Source organism: Mesorhizobium sp. YR577 (assembly GCF_900116595.1).
GTDB lineage: Bacteria > Pseudomonadota > Alphaproteobacteria > Rhizobiales > Rhizobiaceae > Mesorhizobium_M.
Genome location: NZ_FPBI01000006.1, coordinates 270362 through 294405, shown reverse-complemented (window position 1 = coordinate 294405; position 24044 = coordinate 270362). Strand labels below are relative to the sequence as shown.

Annotated in this window: 24 protein-coding genes; 12 read left to right on the top strand and 12 right to left on the bottom strand. The window is 62.7% G+C overall.

Annotated elements, in window-relative coordinates:
- The 3 genes from BM413_RS11365 to BM413_RS11355 all read right to left on the bottom strand — a co-directional run.
- A partial coding sequence (locus tag BM413_RS11365; RefSeq protein WP_091913363.1) for a hypothetical protein occupies window positions 1-347 on the bottom strand: 347 nt, incomplete at its 3' end.
- A 40-nt stretch (window positions 348-387) separates the two neighbouring features.
- Entirely contained in the window at window positions 388-1362 is a 975-nt protein-coding gene (locus BM413_RS11360; protein WP_091913361.1) for a YVTN family beta-propeller repeat protein, read from the bottom strand.
- Between the two features lie 24 nt (window positions 1363-1386).
- A complete protein-coding gene (locus tag BM413_RS11355; protein ID WP_244537842.1) occupies window positions 1387-2628 on the bottom strand; it encodes an ABC transporter substrate-binding protein in 1242 nt (413 codons plus the stop codon).
- Window positions 2629-2897: 269 nt separating this feature from the next.
- On the opposite strand from BM413_RS11355, the gene BM413_RS11345 reads away from it, so the two are divergent.
- From BM413_RS11345 to BM413_RS11325, 5 genes are read left to right on the top strand one after another with little or no spacing between them, the layout of a single operon-like run.
- Window positions 2898-4088: a (5-formylfuran-3-yl)methyl phosphate synthase gene (locus tag BM413_RS11345; RefSeq protein WP_091913356.1), complete on the top strand. Its 1191-nt coding sequence runs from the start codon at window positions 2898-2900 to the stop codon at window positions 4086-4088.
- A complete protein-coding gene (locus tag BM413_RS11340) occupies window positions 4085-4723 on the top strand; it encodes an amino acid kinase family protein (RefSeq protein WP_091913353.1) in 639 nt (212 codons plus the stop codon). Before BM413_RS11345 ends, BM413_RS11340 begins: the two co-directional genes overlap by 4 nt.
- A gap of 1 nt (window position 4724) precedes the next feature.
- Window positions 4725-5276, top strand: coding sequence for a flavoprotein (locus BM413_RS11335; RefSeq protein ID WP_091913351.1), 552 nt, complete (start codon window positions 4725-4727; stop codon window positions 5274-5276).
- Complete coding sequence (locus BM413_RS11330; RefSeq protein WP_091913349.1) at window positions 5269-6666, top strand: DUF6513 domain-containing protein; 1398 nt, start codon at window positions 5269-5271, stop codon at window positions 6664-6666. Before BM413_RS11335 ends, BM413_RS11330 begins: the two co-directional genes overlap by 8 nt.
- The gene (locus BM413_RS11325) at window positions 6666-7268 is read left to right on the top strand and encodes a DUF447 domain-containing protein (RefSeq protein WP_091913347.1); all 603 of its coding nucleotides are present in this window, start codon (window positions 6666-6668) and stop codon (window positions 7266-7268) included. Before BM413_RS11330 ends, BM413_RS11325 begins: the two co-directional genes overlap by 1 nt.
- A 7-nt stretch (window positions 7269-7275) precedes the next feature.
- Here the strand turns inward: BM413_RS11325 and BM413_RS11320 are convergent, their stop codons facing one another.
- Window positions 7276-8325: a hydantoinase/oxoprolinase family protein gene (locus BM413_RS11320; protein WP_091913346.1), complete on the bottom strand. Its 1050-nt coding sequence runs from the start codon at window positions 8323-8325 to the stop codon at window positions 7276-7278.
- 41 nt (window positions 8326-8366) lie between these two features.
- Between BM413_RS11320 and BM413_RS11315 the strand changes: the two genes are divergently transcribed.
- Complete coding sequence (locus tag BM413_RS11315) at window positions 8367-9074, top strand: HisA/HisF-related TIM barrel protein (protein ID WP_091913344.1); 708 nt, start codon at window positions 8367-8369, stop codon at window positions 9072-9074.
- A gap of 174 nt (window positions 9075-9248) precedes the next feature.
- Here the strand turns inward: BM413_RS11315 and fae are convergent, their stop codons facing one another.
- The 7 genes from fae to BM413_RS11280 all read right to left on the bottom strand — a co-directional run bounded on the left by fae (window position 9249) and on the right by BM413_RS11280 (window position 15798).
- Window positions 9249-9755, bottom strand: a complete 507-nt coding sequence (gene fae / locus BM413_RS11310) for a formaldehyde-activating enzyme (RefSeq protein ID WP_091913341.1) — start codon at window positions 9753-9755, stop codon at window positions 9249-9251.
- 170 nt (window positions 9756-9925) lie between these two features.
- On the bottom strand, window positions 9926-10768 hold the full coding sequence (locus BM413_RS11305) for a triphosphoribosyl-dephospho-CoA synthase (protein WP_091913340.1): 843 nt from the start codon (window positions 10766-10768) through the stop codon (window positions 9926-9928).
- Window positions 10769-10772: 4 nt separating this feature from the next.
- Window positions 10773-11729 (bottom strand): ATP-grasp domain-containing protein, encoded by a 957-nt coding sequence (locus BM413_RS11300; protein ID WP_091913338.1) that lies wholly within the window; start codon window positions 11727-11729, stop codon window positions 10773-10775.
- 101 nt (window positions 11730-11830) lie between these two features.
- Window positions 11831-12787: a methenyltetrahydromethanopterin cyclohydrolase gene (gene mch / locus BM413_RS11295; RefSeq protein WP_091913336.1), complete on the bottom strand. Its 957-nt coding sequence runs from the start codon at window positions 12785-12787 to the stop codon at window positions 11831-11833.
- Window positions 12784-13914 carry an ATP-grasp domain-containing protein gene (locus BM413_RS11290; protein ID WP_244537838.1) on the bottom strand — a complete coding sequence of 377 codons (1131 nt, stop codon included), beginning with the start codon at window positions 13912-13914 and terminating at the stop codon, window positions 12784-12786. Before BM413_RS11290 ends, mch begins: the two co-directional genes overlap by 4 nt.
- Window positions 13892-14788: an NAD(P)-dependent methylenetetrahydromethanopterin dehydrogenase gene (locus BM413_RS11285; protein WP_091913334.1), complete on the bottom strand. Its 897-nt coding sequence runs from the start codon at window positions 14786-14788 to the stop codon at window positions 13892-13894. The genes BM413_RS11290 and BM413_RS11285 overlap by 23 nt, the downstream gene beginning before the upstream one ends.
- Before the next feature lie 41 nt (window positions 14789-14829).
- The gene (locus tag BM413_RS11280) at window positions 14830-15798 is read right to left on the bottom strand and encodes a beta-ribofuranosylaminobenzene 5'-phosphate synthase family protein (RefSeq protein ID WP_091913332.1); all 969 of its coding nucleotides are present in this window, start codon (window positions 15796-15798) and stop codon (window positions 14830-14832) included.
- A 160-nt stretch (window positions 15799-15958) separates the two neighbouring features.
- Between BM413_RS11280 and BM413_RS11275 the strand changes: the two genes are divergently transcribed.
- The 5 genes from BM413_RS11275 to BM413_RS11255 all read left to right on the top strand — a co-directional run bounded on the left by BM413_RS11275 (window position 15959) and on the right by BM413_RS11255 (window position 20859).
- Window positions 15959-16351 (top strand): 4a-hydroxytetrahydrobiopterin dehydratase, encoded by a 393-nt coding sequence (locus BM413_RS11275; protein WP_091913330.1) that lies wholly within the window; start codon window positions 15959-15961, stop codon window positions 16349-16351.
- A 98-nt stretch (window positions 16352-16449) separates the two neighbouring features.
- On the top strand, window positions 16450-17532 hold the full coding sequence (locus tag BM413_RS11270) for a molybdopterin-binding domain-containing protein (RefSeq protein ID WP_091913328.1): 1083 nt from the start codon (window positions 16450-16452) through the stop codon (window positions 17530-17532).
- Complete coding sequence (locus BM413_RS11265) at window positions 17526-19157, top strand: formylmethanofuran dehydrogenase subunit A (protein WP_091913326.1); 1632 nt, start codon at window positions 17526-17528, stop codon at window positions 19155-19157. Before BM413_RS11270 ends, BM413_RS11265 begins: the two co-directional genes overlap by 7 nt.
- Window positions 19145-20053 (top strand): formylmethanofuran--tetrahydromethanopterin N-formyltransferase, encoded by a 909-nt coding sequence (fhcD, locus tag BM413_RS11260; protein WP_091913324.1) that lies wholly within the window; start codon window positions 19145-19147, stop codon window positions 20051-20053. Before BM413_RS11265 ends, fhcD begins: the two co-directional genes overlap by 13 nt.
- A complete protein-coding gene (locus tag BM413_RS11255) occupies window positions 20050-20859 on the top strand; it encodes a formylmethanofuran dehydrogenase subunit C (RefSeq protein WP_091913322.1) in 810 nt (269 codons plus the stop codon). Before fhcD ends, BM413_RS11255 begins: the two co-directional genes overlap by 4 nt.
- Window positions 20860-21048: 189 nt before the next feature.
- On the opposite strand, the gene BM413_RS11250 is transcribed toward BM413_RS11255, so the two are convergent.
- A complete protein-coding gene (locus BM413_RS11250; protein WP_091913320.1) occupies window positions 21049-21462 on the bottom strand; it encodes a MerR family transcriptional regulator in 414 nt (137 codons plus the stop codon).
- A 176-nt stretch (window positions 21463-21638) separates the two neighbouring features.
- On the opposite strand from BM413_RS11250, the gene BM413_RS11245 reads away from it, so the two are divergent.
- Window positions 21639-24029, top strand: a complete 2391-nt coding sequence (locus tag BM413_RS11245) for a heavy metal translocating P-type ATPase (protein ID WP_091913318.1) — start codon at window positions 21639-21641, stop codon at window positions 24027-24029.
- Window positions 24030-24044 lie beyond the last annotated feature (15 nt).

Here is a 24044-nt window from a genome sequence, read left to right as displayed (position 1 = left end):
TTGATGACGATCTGGTTCATCCAGACATTGCGGAACAGGTCGGTCACGAACTTGTATTCCAGCCCGCCCGCAGCCGAAATCTTCCAGCGGTAGCCCTGGCCGGCGATCAGTTCGAAATCCTTCTGGTTGGCGGTGAACTGGTCCTCCTTGGTGCCGAGGATCAGTTCGGGCACATCCTTGCTGGCGCGGGTGATCTGCTCCTTTTCGCCGCTCGCTGGTGCGGCGGTGGTGGTGGCAGCGGCTGCCGGCTGGTCGTCATCGTCGTCGGCATCCTGTGCCCAGCCGTGCGACGCCGACAGTGCCGCTCCCATCAGTGCCGCGAAAGCGATCGTGCGGTATTTTCTCATTCCGTCTCCTCCTGTGTTGCCTGCGTAAATTCAGTGCCGCTCAGTTTGGCGACACGACCACCCCCCATGGCAGCGCCCCGACCGTGACCGACTGGGTCGGCTCGTCGGTGGCGACATCGATGAAGGTGATGTCGTTGGATATGCCGTTGGTGCTGATGATCGTCTTCTGGTCGGGGGTGAAGGCGAGCTGCCAGACGCGCTGGCCGACCAGCACATATTTCTCGACCTCGTAGGTCTCGGCATTGATCACCGCCACCCGGTTGGCAGGCCCGAGCGCGACATAGGCCTTCTTGCCGTCGGCGGTGATGCGGATGCCGACCGGCTGGATCGATTCGGCCCGCAGGCCGGGGATTTCGAAGGTGATCTTGTGCGTCACCTCGCGGCTGGCATTGTCGATGATTGAAACCGTGCCGCCGATCTCGGCGCTGACCCAGACCTCGGAGCCGTCCGGCTTGAACTCGGCAAAGCGCGGGCGCGAATCGACCAGCACATTGTTGACGATCTCATGGCTCTCGGTGTCGATGAAATGAGCCATGTTGGTCGTCTCCGAGGTGTTGACCATGACCTTGCCGTCGGGGCTGACGCCCATGCCCTCCGGCTCGACGCCGACCGGCACCTCGGCCAGCACCTTCTTGGTGGCGACATCGATGACGGTGACGAGATTGTCGTCCTCATTGGCGACGTAGAGTTTCTTGCCGTCGGGAGACAGAACGAACAGTTCCGGATCGGGACCGGACGGCAGCGTGTCGACGATCTCCAGCGTTGCCGTATCGATGACCTCGATGGTGTCGTCGTCGCTGGCGCAGAGATAGACGAATTTGCCGTCATGGGAGATGGTGATGCCGCGCGGGCGCTGGCCGACATTGACGGTCTTGACCACTTCCATCGTCGTGGAATCGACGACGCTCATCGTGTTGTCCTTCTCGTTGGAGACATAGACCATATAGGCCCACGCCGGCGAGGCCACGCAACCTCCAGCCAAGGTCGCGGCCAGCAATGCCAATCGTCTTCCCATTCAAAACTCCTCCCGACTTGACGCTTATTTAAAGTGGCATTTGGTCTCCGGCTGGTCGACCCCGAGCGTGTCGAGCTCGGAAACCTGATGCAGGAAACCCTCCTGCGGTGAGGTCGTGACGACGGATTTTGCGTCGCCGAGGAAAATCGGCTGACGCAGCTGCCAGTTCCATTTGCGGAAGGTCAGCTTCTGGCCCTTGAAGGCGGCGATGGAAAAATCGTCGGAGCGAATGAAGGCCTCGATCTTGGCCGGGTCCGCACCTTGCGTGCGGGTGGCGGCGTCACCGAGAATGCGGGCAGCCGTCCAGGCGGCCATGTCCTTGGACAGCATGCGCCGGCCTGCGTATTTGGCAAAGCGGTTCTGGATCTGCGAGCCGCCCCATTGCTCGCTGGCCGGATGCCAGCCGGACGGGATCAGGCCCGCAGTGCCAGCGACAGGACGCGGAATCCAGGTGCGAAAGGGAACATAGCTGCCGAACACTTCGCTCTCGTCGGCGACCAGCACCACGTCATGGTCGGGCAGGTCCTGGGTGAAGACCGGCATCTGCCGCTGGATCTGCACAACACCGGAATCGGTGCGGCGGGCGGTGCCGGTGTCCTTGAATTCCTTTTCGGCGACGATCTGGCCGCCGAAGCGGGTTGCGGCGCGGCGCAGCGCCTCGGCGAAGAGCTTGTCCTTCTCATGCGAGCCGTAGATCAGCGCCCATTTCGGCCATTGCTTCCAGATCAGATATTGCGCCAGCCCGTCGGCCAGCATGGTCCGCGTCGGTGCCGTGTGGAAGACGTTGACGCGGCATTCCTCCTCGCGCAGGACGTCGTCGGTCGCTCCGACATTGAAGATCAAAACACCGTGATCGCGCGCGATATCGGCGATCGACAGCAATTGCTGCGCCGAAATATCGGCAAGCAGATAGCGATCGCCCTTGGCAACCATCTCGTTGAAGACGGCAACGACATCGGCATCCGGCTTCACCTCGGTGACGTCGAGTACGAATTTCTGGCCGAGAAAGGAGCCGGTCGTGTTGTTGTCGTTGATCGCGACATTGGCCCCGGCGACACCTTCGTCGCGTGGCGCAATGTCGAGAACCGAAAGCGCAAGCTGCGGCTCATAGGCGCGCAGATAGCCGATCTTGATCTCTGTAACCTGCTTTTCGGGCTTAGCGGCCTGAGCCTTCGGTGCAGGGGCAGCCTCCTGAGAGGCAGCTGGGCCAGCGTTGACGCTTGCCAAAAAAAGGGCGATGAAGACTGCGAGAGTGTTTGGCACCATACTCTTCATAGATACTCGTTCTTCTTGCATACGCCGTCGCCCGATCTAAACCGGGAGATGCAGAATTTCGGTGCCACGATGAACTTAACCCACGAGAAAAATTTATCAAACCCCGTAAGTCTACTTTTGCGGGCAGCTTTCGATGTTTGCCCGATCTCCAGTTTTGGCAAGGTGTCCAATAGGACAAGAAGCGGCGATTTGCGGCTCGTGCCCTGCATGGATTATCGCTATCGTGACATGCCGGTTTCGCGCCTTGAGGACCTGACCAAATGACAAAAATGCTGGCGAGCGTAAACGGGGTAGAAGAGGCGGAGATCGCCCTGACAGGCGGCGCCGATATCGTCGACCTGAAGGACCCGAAGGCGGGAGCGCTCGGGGCCGTGGCCGTCGAAATCGTCCGCCAGACCGTTGCGGCCGTTGCGGGGCGACGGCCCGTCAGTGCGGTGTGCGGCGATCTGCCGATGGTGCCGGAAACGATCTGCGCCAAGGCCGAGGAAATCGCGGCCGCCGGTGTCGATTATGTCAAGATCGGCTTCTTCCCGTCCGACGATGCGGCGGCCTGCGCAGAGGCGCTCGCACCGCTGGCCCAGCGGACGAAACTGATAGCGGTTCTGTTTGCCGACCTCAAGCCGGACCTTGAGTTGCTTCCGGTGCTGGCCAAGAACGGCTTTCACGGTGCGATGATCGACACGGCTGACAAGGCGGGCGGGCGATTGCTCGACCACATGCCGCCAGAGCGTATTCCGGGCTTCATAGACCGCTGCAGGGCGGTGGGCTTGATCGTCGGACTGGCCGGATCCTTGGAAACGCCCGACATTCCTCGCCTGCTGCCATCCGGGCCGGATTTCCTCGGTTTTCGCGGCGCGCTCTGCGATCAGTCGCGGCGTACCGGTGCAATCGATCTCGAGGCAGTCAGGCAGATACGCGAACTCATCCCCGAAGAACGCCCGGCCGGCAGCGCGTCGAGCGTCGATTACCGCCTGCTGGCGGCGCGCGGCTATTCGCCGGGTGCTGCCGATCCGACACTCGGAACCGACAAGATATTCGTGCGCGATTTCGTCGTGCCGGTGCAGATTGGCGCGTACAGCTTCGAGCACGGGCATACGCAGAAGGTGTGCTTCAACGTGACGGCCGACGTGCTGCGCGTGACCAACGCGCCGGAAGACATGCGCCATGTCTTTTCCTACGACATCATCATGGACGGTATCCGCACCATCGTCGCGCGCGGCCATGTCCAGTTGAGCGAGGCGCTGGCCGAGCAGGTCGCGGCGCTGGTGCTCGAAGACCCACGGGTTATGCGCGTCGTCGTGCGGGTGGAGAAGCTGGAGCTCGGACCCGGCGGCGTCGGCGTCGAGATCGAGCGCAAGCGGGCCAAGGAACAGACATCGTCGTTGCACCCGACCGCGCCGACCCATGGCGGTGGCTTGATCGGCCGGGACAAGAAGGGCGCCTCTTCATGAAGCGCACTGTCGTCAAGCTTGGCGGCAGCACGGCCTTTCATGCCGAGATGCGGGAATGGATTTTTGCGCTTGCGACGGCTGGCATGCCGCTGGTCGTCGTGCCGGGCGGCGGGCCATTCGCGGATCAGGTTCGCGACGCGCAGAAGCAGATGAAGTTTTCTAACCAGGCTGCCCATTTCATGGCGATCCTTGCGATGGACCAGATGGGGCTGGCGATCGTCGAGATGCACGACCGGCTGGTGCCGGCTCGGACCTTCGAAGAGATCGATGCGGCGCTGGAGTGGGGAGAAATTCCGGTCTGGCTGCCTTCGCTAATGTGCTTTTCGGCGACCGAGATTCCCCAATCCTGGGACATGACCTCGGATTCGCTCGCGGCATGGCTTGCCGGCAAGATTGGTGCGGAGGCGCTGCTGTTGGTCAAGCAAACCAATGCTTTCGATGAAAATTCTCAGATTTTGAATCTGGTTGCCGACGGCATCGTCGATGCTCTTTTGCCGATGATGCTGAAACCGGGAACGGAGTTTTTCCTCGCTGGGCCCGCTGCGCTTGTGACTGCGAGACATCGGTTCTCTGCGGGCGAAGTGCCCGGTGTGAGGATTGGCGCGGATAGACCCTTGGCCAGGGGAGCCGCGTAAAATGGCAAAGTTGCATACGCCGCGCTGGGCCTGGGTGCTGACCGGTTCCGGCCATTTCTTCACCGAGAGCTTTGCCCTGATCCATGAGCTGGAGCATTGCGATATCTTCGTCACCAAGGCGGCAAACGAAGTGCTGCGCATGTACAAGCTCAAGCTCGATTTCCCTGACACGATGCGCGTTCTCCACGACAAGACATCGAGTTCGGTGCCGGTCGGCGGCTTCTATCACGGCGTCTACCATACGGTGGTGATCGCGCCAGCCACCTCGAACACCGTTGCCAAATGCGTGCTCGGCATTTCCGACACCATCGCCACCAACGTCTTTGCGCAGGCCGGAAAATGCCGCGTGCCGGCGATCGTCTTTGCCTGCGATACCGCGCCCGAGCTTGAGACGATGGCGCCGGACGGTATGGTCAAGGTCTATCCGCGGCCGGTCGATCTCGAACATACCGAGCGGCTGAAAAGCTTCGAGCGCACCAAAGTCGTTGAATCGCTGGCCGATCTTCAGGCGGCGGTGGCTGCGCGCCGGGCCGAACTCGAACGCCATGGCTGAGCGGCTCGTTTTCCTCACCGGCCATCTTGCCCGGTCGCGGCTGGAAAAGCTGCTGGCAGGGCTTGGGCAAACGGAATTCGAGTGGGAGATCGTCGACATCGGGGTCAAGGTTGCTGCCCTGATGACCGAGGAGATCATCAAGCGACGGCTGACGCTGCCGGAAGGCACCGACCGCGTCATCCTGCCGGGGCGCTATCGCGGTGAACTGGAGCGGCTGTCGGCGCATTTCAGCGTGCCGTTCGTGCGTGGACCCGACGAGATCGCCGACTTGCCGGGTTTTCTCGGTCGCGCCGGCGAGCCGCCCGACCTGTCGCGCCATGACATGCGCATCTTTGCCGAGATCGTCGATGCGCCGATGCTGTCGGTTGCCGGGTTGCTGGCGCGCGCAAATGTCCTTCGGATGGCAGGCGCTGATGTGATCGACATTGGCTGCCTGCCGGAAACGCCGTTTCCGTTGCTGCGGGAGGCGGTGCGCGCGCTGAAGGCGGAAGGGTTTTCGGTCAGCGTCGACTCGGCCAGCCTCGATGAGCTGAAAATCGGGGCGCAAGCGGGGGCGGACTACCTGCTTAGCCTCACCGAGCACACGCTGCCGCTGGCACTCGATTTTCCCGTGACGCCGGTGCTGATCCCGTCGGTGCCCGGCGATCTGGATTCGCTCGGACGTGCGATCGAGGCCGCCCAGAAAGCGGGAATAGCCTTCATTGCCGATCCGGTCCTCGACCCGATCCATTTTGGTTTCGCGCAGTCGATCGGTCGCTTCATCGAGGCGCACCGGCGCTGGCCCGAGATCGAATTGCTGATGGGCACCGGCAATCTCACCGAACTGACGGACGCCGACAGTTCGGGCGTGACGGCGCTGCTTGCTGGGCTCTGTTCGGAGCTTTCGGTGCGCAATGTGCTGACCGTCCATGTCAGCCCGCATACGGTGCGGACGGTGGAGGAGCATGATGTCGCCCGCCGCATCCTGTTTGCCGCGCGCAACGACGGTGCGTTGCCGCGCAGCTATCATGCCGGCCTGCTGCAGGTTCACGATCGCAAGCCCTATGCGGCGACCATCGAAGACATAGAAGCCCTAGCCGGGACGGTGCGCGACGCCAATTTCCGCATCATGACGGCCGAGGACGGCATCCATATCTTCAACAACAGGGGCCATGCGGTCGCAACGGACGCGTTTGAACTGTTTTCCGGTCTGGGCGTTGAGAAGGATGGCGCTCATGCTTTTTATCTCGGCGCCGAGCTGATGAAGGCCGAAATCGCCTGGCGCCTTGGCAAGCGCTATGCGCAGGACGAACCGTTGGCCTGGGGCGTTGCCGCACCCGCGCCGGAAACCGATCGCACCCGCCTTGCGGAGGCGGGTCACACGCTGCGGGCGAAGAAAGAGGGTTCGTGATGCCTTACATTCGCGAGACGATCATCACCACGGCTGACAAAAGCGGTAATGTCCACATTGCGCCGATCGGCATCATCGCGGAGAAAGACGGCTGGATCATCGCGCCCTTCCGGCCTTCGACCACGCTCGACAATCTGGCGCAGGTTCCCTTCGCCATCGCCAACTATACCGACGATGCGCGCATCTTTGCCGGCTGTCTGACCGGGCGCAAGGACTGGCCGACCGTTGCCGTGAAAGGCTTTGCCGTTCCGCGCATTGAGGCTGCGCTGGCGCATTCGGTGCTGGAAGTCGTTCATGTCGATGATGACGGCTTACGGCCAAGGCACTTCTGCCGCGTGGTGTCGGAGGAAATGCATGCGCCGTTCACCGGTTTCAATCGGGCAAAGGCGGCGGTGCTGGAACTGGCGATCCTTGTCAGTCGGCTTGGCATGCTGTCGCGTGACAAGATCGAGGCCGAAATCGCCTATCTGACGATTTCCATCGACAAGACTGCCGGCCCCGAGGAGAGAGAAGCCTGGGGCTGGCTGATGGAGCGCGTGGCAGCCCATTTCTCCGACACCGATGCTAAGGGCGAGGATGTCCAGGTGAAATCGGCGGTATAGACGTCGATCAACTCTTCTTCGGCAAATCGCAGGCCAGAATGGCAAGGGCCGCGGCAGGTGCGGCGCTGCTGGCCTCGCTGCTGCTTTCCTCCGTCGCAGGGATCAGATCGGCGAAATCGATGAAGCGCCGCTCGAGGCGCTCTGCCAGCCGCTTTAATTGCGGGCGTCCGATGCCCGCACCGACTAGCGGCGCGTCCGGTTTGGCCGCAAGCTTTCCGGCAACCCGAAACGCCGCGTCGTGAACTGTGCGCAGTTGCTGCTCGCTGAACCAGCCGGCGAGCTCGCGCCATTCCGGCGTGGTCAGGTCGGACCTATCGCGCCCGACCATGCGGGCTATGCGCGCGATTGAACCGTCCACGGTTTTTGCTTGGCCATCAGCGGCAGGTTGCTTGTCGTCGGCCTCATTGAGCACGCCGAGAATGCGATGCGCATCGGCGATGGACGCGAAATATTCGTTCATCAGAGGTGTCATCCGGCCGCGAACCGGGGCGCTGGAAGCAACGCCGATCAGGGCGCTGCGGGTGAAGCCTGTGTAGACCAGTTCGCCGGTGAGCAGCCTTTCAGCGTCGGTGTAGCCGTCATTGGCAACAACGCTGCCTTGAGTGACGAGGATGTCGGTGGTGGTCGAGCCCATGTCGACGAACAGCGCATCGCCGGTGAGTTTCGCCACGAGGGCAGCGCTCGCATGCCAGTTGGCGGAGGCGACGTCCATGGCAAGCGACACTGCGCGGTCAGGGCTGACGAAGCCGGCGCGGCCGGCATAGATATGTGCCTCGCCGGGGAAATGTTCGGAGATCATTTGCAGCAGGGTGGATATGCCCGCCTCGCGCGACGGAAAAATGTCCGAGAGTTCGCCGGTCATGGTGAAGGCGTTGAGGCCGCTGCCTTCAAACAGCGGCAATGCCTCGCGAATTGCGGCGGTAAGGCGATCGAGGCCGTGCCAGATCGGCGTCGCCAGCGTCAGTGCTTCGACGATGCGGCCGTCTTCCGCGCGCGCGACTTTCAGATGCGCGCCGCCGATGTCGCAGCCGACGGTGATGTGCTTTTCTTTTGTCACGCTTCAGGCTTTCATGGATTGATTCAACTGGACTTTGCCGCATGCGTATCATCCCCGTTCTCGACCTGAAAGGCGGGCAGGTCGTCCGCGCCGAACAGGGCAGGCGGGACCGCTACAGGCCGATCATCACGCCACTCAGTGCCAGCGCCGAGGTAGTGGCTGTGGCCGAGGGTCTGCGGGGTTTGCATCCGTTTTCGACCTTCTACATCGCCGATCTCGATGCCATCGAGGGCCGTGCACCGAATGAGGATGCGCTGTCGCGACTGAGGGAAATGCCGCAGCCGCCGGAGCTGTGGGTGGACGCCGGGTTGGCGAGCGATGAGGGTTTCGCGTCTGCGCTCGGCACGCCGTCGCTTTGTCCCGTGCTGGGATCGGAGTCGCAGCTCGATGAGGTGTTGCTCAGACGCTTTATGAGCCATCCCGATCTCATATTGTCGCTCGATTTTTTTGCTGACGGTTTTCGCGGACCAGAAGCACTGCTCGAGAATCCGGACATCTGGCCGCAAAGGGTTATCGTCATGACACTGGCCAAGGTCGGCGCCGCCTCAGGTCCGGATTTCCCGAGGCTTAGGGAGATCAAGGCGAAGGCTGGAAACCGGATGGTGATTGCCGCCGGTGGCGTGCGCAATGAAGCGGATTTGCTTGAACTGTCCTCGCTCGGCATCGCCGCCGCTTTGGTCGCGACGTCGCTTCACGACGGCACGCTGACCCCGGCACAGATCGAAGCGCTGGCTGACAAGTCGCCCTGAACTCAGCCCAAACAAACTCGTCCCGCACGCTTGCAGGCTGGTCGCACAAGCAGTCATCCGAAGGATCAAAGAATCCTTCGGATGGGGAGATCAAAATCCCAAGAGCTTTTTCAGCCGGCGCAACAGACCATCCGGCTCTGCAGAGGGCTTTACCTGTGCGGGGCTGTCTCTTGTCTAGGCGCCGAACGGATGCTTGACCTTGTCCCGCTGGGCAGTGGCTTCGGCGGCTGTCGGCGTGCCTGCGATGGCGCGCTGAATGGCTTCCTTGGTTGCCTTGTAGTTGTATTCCTGGATCTTGGCGTCATCATTGGCTTCCCAATGGATGAACACGCCGACGCAGATGAAAATGTCATCGGCTTCGTTGGCGGGAATGATCCCTTCAGCAACGCTGTCCTGCACCGCCTTGGCAACGGCGAACTGTGCCGGGCCGAACATCTGCACTGCCTGCTTGGCGCCCTTGATCGTGACCTTGTTGAACATCACGGTGTTGGGCTTGCACTGAAGATTGGGCGCGATCACCGCAAGAAGCGAAGTGAAGCCGTCCTTGTTGTTGGTGAGCGCGTTGCAGAACGCGGTCTCGACCGCACTCCCTCTCGGGCCAATCAGAAGGTCGATGTGGGCAACTTCGTTGCCGTCTCCGACAAGCGATTCACCGACCAATACTTTAGAAATTTTTGCCATGCCAATTTCTCCTCCAAGACACAATTATGGTGTCCACAGATGCCGCGACCGAGCGGGCGCTCGATGGACAGCTATCCTTGTTGGCAGCGCCCGGGGAAATCCGGACCGGTTGGCTAGATAGCCGCGAAAGCGTTGCTTCCGCGAAGGAAATTCAACCATCAACGTTTCCATTATGCAAGGCGAAGCCGGAGATTGTGGACTAAAAGACAAGCTACGGTCAGATCGGCGGAGGTGCCGGGGTTGATGCCGCGCTGCTTGAGGCGTCCGTCGAAGGCTGCGAGGATGCGAATGCGGTCTTCCTGATCGCCATTACGGCCTATCGCGGCTCGAACGATGGCGGCTTCTTCGCGCACCTCTTCTGCAATTGCCTGTCCGTATTTTCGCAGCACATGGCTATCCGGAATGGCACTCAGAAATTCCATGTATGCGAACACGGTCGGCCACATGCCGCTTTCGCCGCGGACTGTCACGGCTTCCAGCGCCGGCAACCCAAGTTTGAAAATGTCCTTGTAGCCGGTGACATATTGCTGGGCGATGCTGTCGCGCGCCGATGCCTCGCGCATGGCTTCGAGCAGATGCGCGGTCGGTTTTTCGCGGACATCGTGCTGCGACGATGATCCCAGCCCGCCGGGGGAGGCGAGCACGATCGCCTCGAATACGGCGGCGGTGTCTTCCAGATCCATGGCCCGCAGGGCTTCGTCGAGACTTTTGCGCAGGTCGTCATTGTTCGTTTCGGCTGCGAGCATGAGAGGCGCGCATAGCAGGATAATGCCGAGATTGGTGTTGGTGCCGACAGCGTTGCGCGTGGCGCGCACCGCTTCGAGGATGCGCGTTCCGAGCGGCAGCTTCGGGTCGGTGAGCGGCTCGGACGAGACGCTCGCGCTGGTCATGAATTGCGCGACGGTCATGTCATGACCCTCGGCGAAGACGTGCACATTGCCCGGTTTGAAGGCTTCGATTTCCTGCCGGCAGGCGTCTTCATAGGCGGTGCGGATGTCGCTGCGGGTAAGCATCGGCTTACGACTTCGCGACGGCCATGGGAAATGGCTCGATCAACCTGAGCGGCGGGCGTGCCTGACCGCGCGTGTCGAGAAAGGCGAGCAGGGACTCCGCAATTGCCTCCGCGATGTTAACGGCCACCACCGACTGCAATCCCGACCAGGCCGGCATGCTGTTAACCTCAAGAACGTGCAGGCTGCCATCAGCCGCCGGCACGATATCGACGCCGGCGAAGTCTGCGCCGACTGCGGCAGCGGCGGCGAGCGCCAGTTCTGCAAGTTCGGCCTCGATCTCGCCCGAGATCGCTTCAGGTGCCGCACCGCGATTGACGTTTGTTATCCAGTCATCGCCGCGCCGCGCCATCATCGCCAGTACCTTGCCGGCGCAGACGAAAACCCGGTAATCGCGAAACGGTGGACCGGCGCGTGGAACGTAATGCTGGAGATAATAGACGCCGTTGATCTCCTCCTCCGTGGGAAGGTCGGACAAAGCGCGTATAAGCCTGATACCGCGGCCCTGTGCCCCGAACAGCGGCTTGAGCACCAGCGGTGTCTGGGGCAATTCACGCGCCGCGATCGCGGTTGCGGCTTCCAGTCCCTCAATGGCGAAGGTCGTTGGGGTAGGAACTCCGGCACTCTTCAGCAGGAAAGTCGTCATCGACTTGTCGACGCAGCGCTCTATCGCCTGCGCTGAATTCCAGACGGGAACGCCAAGCTTGCCGAGCGCGTGCAACACGCCAAGGCGGCGCGTGACCGCCTCGAAAGATCCGGCCGAAATCGAGCGGACGATGACGGCATCGGGCAATTCGCCTGCGTCGAAGCCGGGAATGGCGAGGCCACTGTGGCTCGTCGTGTCGAAAGCGATGGTGGAAAGCGAGGCCGTCGTCACCTCAAAGCCTCTTTCACGCAAGGCAGAGAGGAGCCGTTTCGATTGCGGCCCGGCATTGTCGTTGACGACGAGTATTCTGGCCTTCACGCAATGATTCCCTTGCCGGCGCCAAGTTGTTGTTTCGACGCGTGATCTTCGGTGCCGCAGTCTGCAGCCTTTCGCGCCGGCTTTCGACCTGGCATCATGCGTCAGCCGAGGCTTTTTTCCAGCATTGCGAAATCGCGGCCGCCGCTTCTGAAGGTATCGCCGGTCTCGATTGCCGTCACCAGGACCTGCGCCGGGCTGAACAGCAGCGGGTCGATGGCATAAAAATCGCCTTTGAAATGCTTGAAGATGTCGGCGAAGGGGCGGCCATGATCCCGCGAGGCGCTGCTCGGCAGTTTATCGGCAAGCGCCTGCGCATCCTTTGCCGTTCCGCGCACGAAAAGCTGCGCCACGCCGCCATAGATGATGGCATCGTTGGTGCGGCCCATCGCGGTCAGGAAATCCGGATGGGGCGCCGGAATGGGGGCAGTGGCAACACCGTCGATGATATTGTCGAGCGGGAATTTGAGATCGTTGGCCTTGTGCAAGGCTACCTCAAGCACGCGGCTGACAATCTGCACCGCACCGGCAATGCTCTGGGTTGGCGCGTAGATGAATGTCAGTTTTTCGGGAGCGAGGCTTGTTGCCTTTGCCACCTTTTCGACGACCGATTCGGGTGGCGGCTTTGCGGTTTCCAGAATGATCACCGAAGCATTGGCGGTCTCGCGATAGGCGAGCGTGGAGAACAATGGCTCGACCCGTGCCAGCGCGCGAACAGGCCCGGAACCCATGGCGAAATACTCGCCGCTGGAAAGATTCCAGCCGGCATACTGGCTGGCGAGGCAGGCCAGGACAGGTTGCGAGGAACGGACTTCGACATGGAGCGGCCACTTGTCCGAACCCTGGTCCAGATTGGTGGTGATGACGCCGAGCCCGCCCATGGCCGCCTCGGCCATGCGCAGGCCGGCTTCGACACTGCCTTGCGCCTTTGCGCCGGCGTCGATCAGGCATTCGCCGAGAGGGCCTTTCGAAACGGAAACGCGCAAGCGCTCAGCATCGCGGATCATGTCCTGGACGATGCGTTGCGCATTGTCGTTGAGATATGCGGAACCGTCCTTCATGACGGGTCTCCTGCCCATTGGCGTTGCAATTCCCGCACGCGGCGGTTCAGGGCATGTTGGGCGACATGTGCACTTGGGCCGTTTGCGAAGATGGTGCAGACCGGATCACCGGCATCGAGGCTGGACCCGGCGGACTGGCGGTCGGCCACCCATTGGGGCCATGCCATCTGCGGAAAACTTGGAATCGGGCGGTCGGTGTAGGCAATCGTCGACGCCATGCAATCGGAAAAACCGGGCAGGCGGGGCGCTTCGCCGCGCGAGGCGCGCAGATGAGCTTCCATCAGCGGTGCCTCATCGGTGTCGAAGATGTCCAGCGTCGCGCCCGGGCGCGGATTGATTTCCAGAAGGTGATAGCCATTGTCGTTGCGAATGAAATCGGCGCTGCACAGGCCGACGAGGTCGGCTTGAGCGGTGAGTGCGGTCAGCCAGCCGCCAATCATTGCCGCATCCTTGCGGTCGAAGCGGCGCAGCCGTACCGCCCCGCCATAGCGATAGGGGGCGTGGGGTGCTGGCGACAGAAATTGGCGGCTGAAGCCTACGACGCGCGCGGAGCTTCCGTCGCCGACAAACAGCGCAGAGATGCTTTTGCCCGGAATGAAGCGCTGGAAATAGCGGCCGGCTTTTGCCTTCTCATTCTTCGCACGATGAATGTGCGTTCCGCCGGCGGCGCCTGCCGTCTTGACCAGCCAGTTCTCGGGATCAGCCGGCGGGTCGCGCCGCAGTTCCGGGTGCGGAATGCCGAGTGCCGAGCAATCGGCGGCGAAAGTCTCGGGGTCTTTTACCCGGCGAACGGCTTGCCCGCTGCTGCCGGCAAGCGGGAATTTCCTGGCGATCCGGTCGAGCGTGCCGGGCAGGCGCTCGAAGCCCGACCCGCAAACGATGGCGAGGGGCTCCTCACCGGCGGTGAGCTGCGAAAGCGTATCGATCATGCGCGCGCCGTCGATGCCGCTGTGCAGGTTGCCCGGCAGCCTTATGGCGCGGTCCGCCAGTTCCACGGTGTCGGCATCGCAGAACATGTCGGCGACCAGCGCGCGATAGCCGGCGCGCCGCGCCGCCGTTGCGAGCGCACGGCCGGAAATTGCCGCGATGACCACGGCCTTGGAGTTATTTTGCGATCTCGCGGGCAAGGGAAAATGCGTCCTGAAAATCGAATGCGACCGGCTTCTTGGCGTCGATCATCTTCTGAAACAAACCGAACTCGGTCTTGTATTTGACATTGCCGATGGCGAGTGCGCCGATGCCCAGGGCGCTCGCACCATCGATCGGATCGCTGTTGGCGTTGACCGTGAGGCCTTCTATGCCGGCGGGTGGGACGGCGTTCACATCGGCCGCAAGCAACAGCTTTCCCGCCCCGTTCAACTGCGCTTTCGAAAGCACCTGGACGCCTGCCTTGGCTGCGGCGAGTACGACTTCGCTGGCTTCCAGGATCGCCGTCTTCTTGGCTTCGGATGAGCCGTCTTCGGCATGGACCTCGACGCCGAACCGGCTCTTGATTTCCGCCGCGATCTTGCCGACGCGCTGCAGGCCGTCATGGCCGACGACCGTGACGTGCGCACCTTCCTTGGCAGCGATGACGGCGGTGCAGAAGCCGACGACGCCGGTGGCGCCGAAAACAGATATGCGCGTGTCCTTCAGCTTGCGGTCAAACTTCTTGTCCAGCGCCTTCTCGACCTTGGCGACCATGGCGGCTGCCGTGGTGAAGGAACCGGCCGGATCTGCGAACACCGAAACCACGAAGGGCGGCACCATGGCCTGCTTTGCCGCGTCGAACATGTCGAGTGCCAGCGAGACATCCTTGCCGGCAATGAAGATGCCGGTATTGGCACCCGCATCCGGCGGGCGCGAGAAGATGGCGTCCTGAACCAGGCCGGTGACTTCGGCGAGCGTGACGCCGGTGTAAGGCACGACCGCGTCGAAGCCGGCATCCACCGCCATGTTGACGTCGAAGGGGCTCATCTGCCGGAGCGGCGTGAGCATGTGCAGAATGTGTTTGGTGGCCATGTGTGGTCTTTCCGACGTTTCGGGTGGTGCCCTTCGACGTCTCAGCTTCCAACGAGGTCGAGTTCTGATGGCGCGATCTCCGCGCCCGAATTGCGACCCCGGACAATCTTTATCTCCACGCCGGTTTCGGCTGTTCCGGCAGCGGCACGCACCATCGCTTCGGCGGCGTCCTGCGAAGGTGCAAAGGCAAAACCTGTCGGCCCCCACGAACTCTGGCCGATGCCGACGGCGCCGGCTTCCGCCAGTCTGTTCGCGACGGCTTCCACCCTTTTGCTGGTGAAGACCCCGCCCTGTGCCGGCGCGAAGTAGGCACCGATGGTGGACTGGATCGCGGTGATGGCGGTGCCGAAGGCTGCGAGATTGTGCTCGATCATTGCCGGCATGACGCCCATCAGCACATGGCGGCAGATCTCGCCGGCGCTCGTCGTCGGGAATGGCGGCAGCGCGCGAAAGGCCTCGATCTCGTCTGCGCCATGAATGCCATTCAGGTGCGAATCGAGGATCAGCAGCACGCGCCAGTCGTCCGGGAAGGGCAGGCGGGCGATCACCGGCGGCTGCTTGCCGCTGTCATCCTTGCCGGCATCGATGATCAAGCCGCCGCTTTCAAAGCTGGCGATGCCTATGCCGGAGCGCTCGCCGCGGCCGAGAAGGATTGCGTCGGTGCCGGTTTCCAGCGGCAGGCGGTGCAGCGTTCGCAAGGCCGCCGCGACGGCGATGGCGATCTGGGTGCCGGAGCCGAGGCCGGCATGGCGCGGTATGGCCTGCTCGATCGAAAGCCGATGATGCGAGCGTATGCCGAGATGTCCGGAGAGCGTCGCCAGATGCTCGGCGGCGCGAGCGCTGTCCGGCCCCTCGACGATTGTCTCGGCGGCGCGCGAAAGCGTCAGCACCATTTCCGGCTCGCTCAGGGGCAGCCCAAGGCTGCCGAAGCGCCGTACGGCTTCGCCGCTCAGATCGAGGAATCCGAGATGCAGTCGCGCCGGCACCTTTATCGTTACGGAATTAGACATCTGCCCCCATGTGGGTGCATCATACATGCATCACAGAAGTTTAGGTGCCCGCCATCATGATAACTGCTTTCATCGATGGAGCAAGCGGGGGGAGAGGATATCTCTGCTCTTTCCGCGCACGGAGAAGCAACGGCATTCTGTGCAACAGGTGGAGACGGCAATGAGCGACGATGATGGAAAAGCCGCGAAAGAGCAGGTTTATTCGGAAGCTGAGGTTACCGAACGGCTGAAGAAGGACCTGCCGAACTGGCGCTACGAAAACGGCTGGATCAGGCGAAAGTACAAGACGCACAGCTGGAAATCGACGCTGATGGTGATCAACACAGTCGGCCATCTGGCCGAGGCGGCCTGGCATCATCCCGACATTGCGGCCTCCTATGCCTTCGTCGAGGTGAAGCTGATGAACCACGCGGCCAAGGGCATAACCGACAAGGATTTCGAACTCGCCCGGAAAATCGAGGATGTCGTGCAGTGGCAGCCGGCCAAGGAAGGCGGGGCGCTGGAAGGCACGCCGGCTACCGACCAGCGCTTCGCTTACGTCAAATACGACTGACGGCGCGGCAAAACGTCCGCACCCGGTTGTCTCGAGTGGGGTTTGCGCTCGAATTATTTTTAGCTACAGTCTGATCGGCACCAGAAAGTAAGCATTGCATGGCGGTTGCGTGGATCGGCGACCGGGATGTGCCTGTAGCGCAGGCGGCAAAGCATGCCGCCGGGCTTTTGGTGTCCAGTCTCAGTCCGGTTTTCAGTTTCGATACGGATGTGCACGGCACGCGCGCGGCGATCGCGCTCGCCGAGCGCGTCGGTGCGGCCTATGACCATATCGGCGGTGAAGCGCTGGCGCGGGAGACCGCGCTGTTCACCGACAAAGGCGGTATGTTCATCGCACCCGGCGAAACGCGGCGACGGGCCGATGTCGTCGTCATCGCAGGCAGCCTGCCTGCCCATCACCACGAGTTCGTCGCGGAGCTTGCAAGCACGGTTCCCGATCTTGGCGGCGGTGCTTCCCGACAGTTTTTCCTGATCGGGGCTGAAACCAAGGCGGCATATCTCAGCAAGGCCAAGCCGACGCGGCTTGCCGTGGCGGGTGCAGGCATTGACGCCACGCTGGCGGCACTTCGGGCTCAATGCGCCGGGCGCGGGGTGGCCAAGCCGGTGTCGAATTTCGAGCGCTTTGCAAAGGCACTGGCTGAGGCAAAGTTCCCCGTCTTCCTGTTTTGCGGCCAGTCGCTCGATCTGCCCGGGCTGGACATGCTGCAGGGGCTGATTGCCGACATCAACCGCAAGTCGCGCGCCTCGGCGCTTCATCTTCCCGCAAGCGAAAGCGGCTGGGGCAGCACGCTCGCCTCGACCTGGATGACCGGCTTTCCCATGCGCACCGGTTTTGCGCGAGGGATGCCGGAGCTCGATCCATGGCGCTTCGACGTGGCGCGGATGCTCGCTGCGGGCGAGGCCGATCTGCACCTCTGGACATCGGCGAAGGACCGGGTGCCTTCGATTATTAAGGGCGTTTCGTTGATCGCGCTCACGAAAGGCAAGAAGCCCGCGGCCGGCGCTGCAGTCACTATTTCCATCGGCGAACCGGGTGTCGACCACGATGCCGTTGCCTGGTCGAGCCGGATCGGTACGCTAGCCGCCGTCAAGGCGCAGGCCGCGACTGATCTGCCGGATGCTGCCTCGGTCCTGCGGCTGATTGCCGAACACCTGCCTGACGGAAAGGCGCTGCCATGCTGACGCGGATCAAGGGCGGCGAGATTATCGATCCCGTCAACGGACGGCTCGGCAAGGGCGATCTGTGGATCGAAGATGAGGCGATCGTCGAGGCGCCAGCCGGCAGGCGGGCCGACCGGACCATCGATGCCACCGGCTGCGTCGTCATGGCCGGAGCCATCGACATCCATTCGCATATCGGCGGCGGCAATGTGAACACAGCGCGCCTGCTGCTGCCTGAGCATCACGCGGCGCACGCGCCGAGACCAGCTCAGACACCGCTTTCCAATGCGGGATGGTCGACCTTCCAGACCGGCTGCCTCTACGCCAAGATGGGGTTCACCACCGTGGTCGAGCCGGCGATGTCGCCCGGCAGCGCTCTGCATACGCATCTTGAGCTTGCCGACATCCCGATCATCGACAAGGCGACACTGGCGATCCTTGGCAACGACGATTTCCTGCTGTCGATGATCCGCGACAAGGCGTCCTCGCAGATGATCGAGGATTACGTCGCCTGGACGGTCTCATCGAGCCGGGCGCTTGGCGTGAAGGTCATCAATGCCGGGGCCGCCGCGGCCTTCAAGGAGAATGTGCGGACCTTCTCGCTGGACGATGTCGTGCCGTCCTATGGCGTCAGTTCGCGCAAGATCGTGAAAACGCTGCAGGCGGCGGTGACCAAGCTCGGCATTCCGCATCCGCTGCATGTCCATTGCAACAATCTCGGCGCGCCGGGCGCGGCGGACACCGCTGCCGCAACGATTGCCGCCGCCGAGGGTGTGCCGCTGCATCTGGCGCATCTGCAATTCTATGGCTACGGCACCGAAGGCAAGCGCCGCTTCTCGTCGGAAGGCGCGCGGCTTGCCGAGCTGGTGAATTCGACGTCGGAAGTGACCATCGACATCGGCCAGGTGATGTTCGGCCAGACGGTGACGATCTCGTCGGACGTGATGCGGCAGTTCACCTCGCGCGGCACGGCGAGCCCAAAGAAGACGGTGATTTTCGATGGCGACGGCAATGGCGGCGGCATCGTGCCCTATCGCTACCGAGAGGATTTCTACGGTTCTGTGCAATGGGCGATAGGGCTGGAGCTTTTTCTCTTGATTAACGATCCATGGCGGGTGTTCTTCACCACTGACCATCCAAACGGCGCGCCGTTCACCGCCTATCCCGATCTGTTTGCGCTGCTGATGAGCCGCGATGCCCGCAATGCTGCGGCGGCCAACCTTTCGCAAAAGGCGTTGGCCCTCACCACCCTTGGCTCCATCGACCGCGAATACACGTTCGAGGAGATAGCGATCATGACGCGGGCAGCGCCCGCCAAGCTGCTTGGCTTGAAGGATCGCGGCCATCTCGGCGCCGGCGCGCTGGCCGACGTTGCCGTCTATCGCAAGGGCAAGGATATCGCGCAGATGTTCCGCGAGGCCGCCTTCGTCATCAAGAATGGCGAGGTGGTGGTCGAGGATGGCGCGATCAAGAATTATCGCTGGGGCAGGGCGCTGCGGCTCAACCCGCCACCGGACAAGGCGATGGTGCGGCGGCTGGAGGCCTATCACCAGGACCGCTACGGCCTGTCGCTCGACTGGTTCGATTTTCCCGATTCCGCCATCCGGCGCGATGAACCGTTCGGCGAGGTGTCATGCAACGCTTGATGGTCAATGGCGTGGCGATCGACGACACCTTCGCGGAAGCCTTCGGCATGCGCGCGACCGCCATCATCATCACCGGGCCGAACCGCAAATGGGCGCGGCAGGCGGCGATTTCGATGACCGGCTTCGCCACCTCGGTCATCGGCTGCGGCTGCGAGGCGGCGATCGATGTCGAGCTTCCGGCTTCGCAGACGCCGGACGGTCGGCCAGGCTGCCGGGTAATGATCTTTGCCGTCAGCACAGACGAATTGCAGAAGCAGCTGCAGAACCGGCTCGGCCAATGCGTGCTGACCTCGCCGGGTAGCGCGTGCTTTGCCGACCTGAAAGGCACGGCGGACCTTAAGCTCGGTTCGGCGCTGCGCTATTTCGGTGACGGCTGGCAGGTGTCGAAGAAGTTCGGCGGCAGGCATTACTGGCGCGTGCCGGTGATGGATGGTGAGTTCCTGTGCGAGGCGACGACCGGCCTGACCAAAGAGGCGGTCGGTGGCGGCAATCTGCTGCTGCTTGCCGAAAGCAATGCCAAGGCACTCGCGGCGGCGGAAGCGGCGGTTGCGGCGATCGAGAAGGTGCCGGGTGCGATCATGCCGTTTCCCGGCGGGGTCGTGCGCTCCGGCTCCAAGGTCGGCGGCAAATACAAGGGCATGACCGCCTCGACCAACGACGCTTTCGCGCCAACCTTGCGCGGCGTGGTGAAGAGCGAGCTCGATCCCGGCATCAACGCCGTGCTGGAGATCGTCATCGACGGGCAAACCAGCGATGCCGTGGCTGCCGCGATGAAGGCCGGGCTGGGTGCGGTCACGAAGCTCGGGCCGGCCAAGGGTGCCGCGCGCATCAGCGCCGGCAATTACGGCGGCAAGCTCGGCAAGTTCCACTATCATTTGAGGGATTTGCTGCCGTGAAAGCGCTGACCTTCACCCTTCGCGAAACGCCGCCGGAACGGCTCGACCTTTCGCTGCTGACGCCGGAAAAGCTCGCCGGCATGGATAAGAGCGAGATCGGCAAGATCCGGCTCGGTATGTCCAAGCACGGCTTGACCGTCGGCGATCTGTTCAAGGTTTCCGGCGGCGATTTGCAGAGCATCGTTTTCGAAGGTGGCAGCGAGCGGTTCGATCGTGTCGGCACCGGGCTGGTCGATGGCACGATCCGCGTCGTGGGCGATGTCGGCGCGCAGGTGGGTCGCCAGATGCGTGGCGGAGTTCTGACGATCGAAGGCAATGCCGGTCCTCACGCGGGCTCATGCATGCGCGGTGGTCGCCTCGAAATTATGGGCAATGCCGGCGATCATCTCGGCGGGCCGCTGGCCGGCGAACTCGCCGGCATGAATGGCGGCGTGGTGATCGTGCGCGGACGCGCAGGCGCTTTTGCTGGGGACCGGATGAGGCGCGGCGTGGCGGCGGTGTTGAAAGGCTGCGGCGAGTATGCCGGGGCGCGGATGATTGCCGGGACGCTGGTCGTCACTGGCGGTGTCGGGCGATTGCCGGGCTATCTCATGCGGCGCGGTTCGATCCTGCTTGATCGCGAGCCCGCAGAGCTGTCGCCGAGTTTTGTGGAGTGCGGTGCGCCTGACAGCAGCTTTGCGTCGGTCATGGATCGCTATCTGGTGACGGATGGTATTCTGAAGCGGCCGCTTCTCGGCAGGGCGCCGGGCAAGTTCGGCGGGGATAATGCTGTGTTCGGGACGGGGGAGATTTTGTTTCGGCGGTAGAGATTGATGCTGAGAGGTTGGCGCTGCCCCTCATCCGACCCTTCGGGCCACCTTCTCCCCGTAAACGGGGAGAAGGAAGAAACGGCAAGGTTGCGGCCAGCCTTCCTCTCCCCGTCGCTATACGGGGAGAGGATGCCGGCAGGCAGGTGAGGGGCAGCACTGACCTGAAACCAGAGACACTCTAGAGCTCTAATGCTCATGCTCGCAAAGATCGTGGTTCGCCAGCGCCTGGATGACGTAGCAATCCTTGACCTGATCGCCATGGCAATGGCTGGTGATGCGTTCCAGCTCGCTTTCGAGCCGCTTCAGCTTTTCGATCTTTGCGCGCACCGCCAGCAATTGCTCGGCGGCGATGCGGTCGGCTTCGGTACAGGGCTGTTCGGGGTGGGCGCTTAGCTCGATCAGTTCGCGGATCGCCTCGATCGTCAGGCCGAGGTCGCGGGCGTGGCGGATGAAGGAGAGGCGGTCCCGCTCCTCGCGCGTATAGCGGCGCTGGTTGCCTTCGGAACGCTCGGCGGCCGTAATCAGGCCCATCTGCTCATAGTAGCGGATGGTCGGAATTTTCACGCCGGTTCTGCGCGACAGGTCGCCGATGGTCAGCATTTTTGACTCCCTGAATAGCTCTAGTCTCTGGAGATGTGGAGCCTTTCTCGACGCAGGTCAAGCACGTGGCGCAGATCTGAGGGCCGGAAGCGAAAACATGAAAAAGGTCAAAAAGCCTCTTGTAGCTCTAGTTGCTATAGATGTTACGCCGCTTCTGAATGAACAGGAGCCGAACCATGTCTGCCCGGAAAACTACCCACTCTCACGCCGCTGAACCTGCGTCCTGCTGCGGTCATGACCATTCCGGGCATGCGAAAATTATCGAACATTCGCACAAGCACGATGACCATGGGCATTCCCATAGCCATGACCACGCGCATGATCATGACCACGATCACGGTCCGCTGCCGGTTGCGCCGACGGCGGCACAGAAAGCCTCCGGCCGCAGCTTTCGCGTCTTCGGCATGGATTGCGCCGAGGAAGTTGCGACGCTGAAGACGGCGGTCGGCCCGGTCGTCGGCGGCGACAGACACCTTGCCTTCGACGTGCTCAACGGTCGCATGACGATCCTCGACAGCGCCGGTTCGGTGCGAGATGCCGCGATCGTCTCGGCGGTGGCTGCGACCGGCTTGAAGGCCGAACCGTGGCAGGAGGGCGCACCGCCGGCCAAGGATGCGCGGCTGGGCGAACAAAAGCTCTTCACCACGCTCAGTGGCATCTTCCTGCTCGCCGGCTTTGCCGTGCATGTCGCGACGTCGCCGGGTCAGTCTTTCCTGGAAATCATGGGCGGTCATCACACCGCCGGCACGCCGCTGGCCGAGCAGGCGGCACTGCTGCTGTCGGTAATCACCGGCGCGCGCTTTGTCGCTATCAAGGCATGGTATTCGCTGAAACGCCTGTCGCCCGACATGAACCTGCTGATGATGGTCGCGGTAGCCGGTGCGCTGATCATCGGCGAATGGTTCGAGGCTGCGACCGTCGCCTTCCTGTTTGCGCTGTCGCTGCTCCTTGAAAGCTGGAGCGTCGGGCGGGCACGCAACGCGGTCTCGGCCTTGCTCGATCTGGCGCCGCCAGTGGTGCGGGTCAAGGACGCCAGTGGCGAGCGCGAAATGAAGGCAGCGGAGGTTGCCGTCGGCAACCGCTTCATCGTTCGCGGCGGCGATCGCATCGCGCTCGACGGGCGCATCGTTGCGGGCACGAGTGCCGTCAATCAGGCGCCGATCACCGGTGAGAGCATTCCCGTTTCGAAAGAGATCGGCGACGAGGTGTTCGCCGGCACGATCAATGGCGACGGGCTGCTGGAGGTCGAATCCACCAAGGCGGCCACCGACACGACGCTGGCGCGCATCATCCGCATGGTGTCCGATGCGCACAGCCGCCGCGCCGCTGTGGAGCAGTGGGTCGAGCGTTTCGCGCGGGTCTACACGCCTGCGGTCATGGTGCTGGCGCTGCTGGTTTTCGTGGTGCCGCCGCTGCTGTTCGGCGGGGCATGGGGCGCCTGGTTCTACAACGCGCTGGTGCTGCTGGTCATTGCCTGCCCCTGCGCGCTGGTCATCTCGACGCCGGTCTCCATCGTGGCTGCTTTGGCTTCCGCAGCGCGCAACGGCGTGCTCATCAAGGGCGGCACCTTCATCGAGCTGCCGGCAAAGCTCACGGCACTTGCGATGGACAAGACCGGCACGCTGACCAAGGGTGAGCCGCAGGTAACGCGCGTCATTCCGCTTTCCGGCCATTCCGAGGAAGAGCTGTTGCAAAGGGCAGGAGCTTTGGAGGCGAGAAGTTCGCACCCGCTGGCGCAGGCCGTCACCCAGTATCTCGCTACGAAGCAGGTCAAGGCGGTTGCCGCAGAAGACGTGAAGCTACTTCCCGGCAAGGGCGTGCAAGGGTCGTTCAACGGCAAGACCTATTGGCTGGGCTCCTGGCGCTACGTGGTGGAGCGCGGGCAGGCGGACGATGCGGTGGCGGCGCGAATTGCCGAACTGGAAAGTGCGGGTGCGACCACGGTCATCATCGGCAATGACGAGCATCTTTGCGGCATCATCGCGCTCGCCGACACGATCCGGCCGGAGGCGAAGGCGATCCTCTTGGCGCTCCATGCCGAAGGCGTGAAGGAAGTCATCATGCTGACCGGCGACAACCGCGCCGCTGCCAATGCCGTGGCGCAGGCTGTCGGCATCGATACCGTGCGGGCCGAATTGCTGCCGGAACAGAAGGTCGAGGCCATCGACGCGCTGACCAAGCGCCATGCGATGGTTGCGATGATCGGCGACGGCGTCAACGATGCGCCGGCCATGGCGCGCGCGCATTTCGGCATTGCCATGGGCGCGATCGGCAGCGATGCGGCGATCGAGACGGCCGATATAGCGCTGATGACGGACGATCTCTCCAAGGTGCCGTGGCTGATACGTCACTCGAGGCGAGCGATGTCGATCATCCGCCAGAACATTGTGTTTGCGCTGGGCGTCAAGGCGCTGTTCGTGGCCTTGACCGCATTCGGCATCGCTACGATGTGGGGCGCGATCGCTGCCGATGTCGGTGCTTCGCTGCTGGTCGTCGGCAATGCCCTGCGCCTGCTCAATGCAGGGGAGAAGACGGCTGCCGGCGGGGCACCATCAACTCTTCGTTAATCATGCTGACCAAGA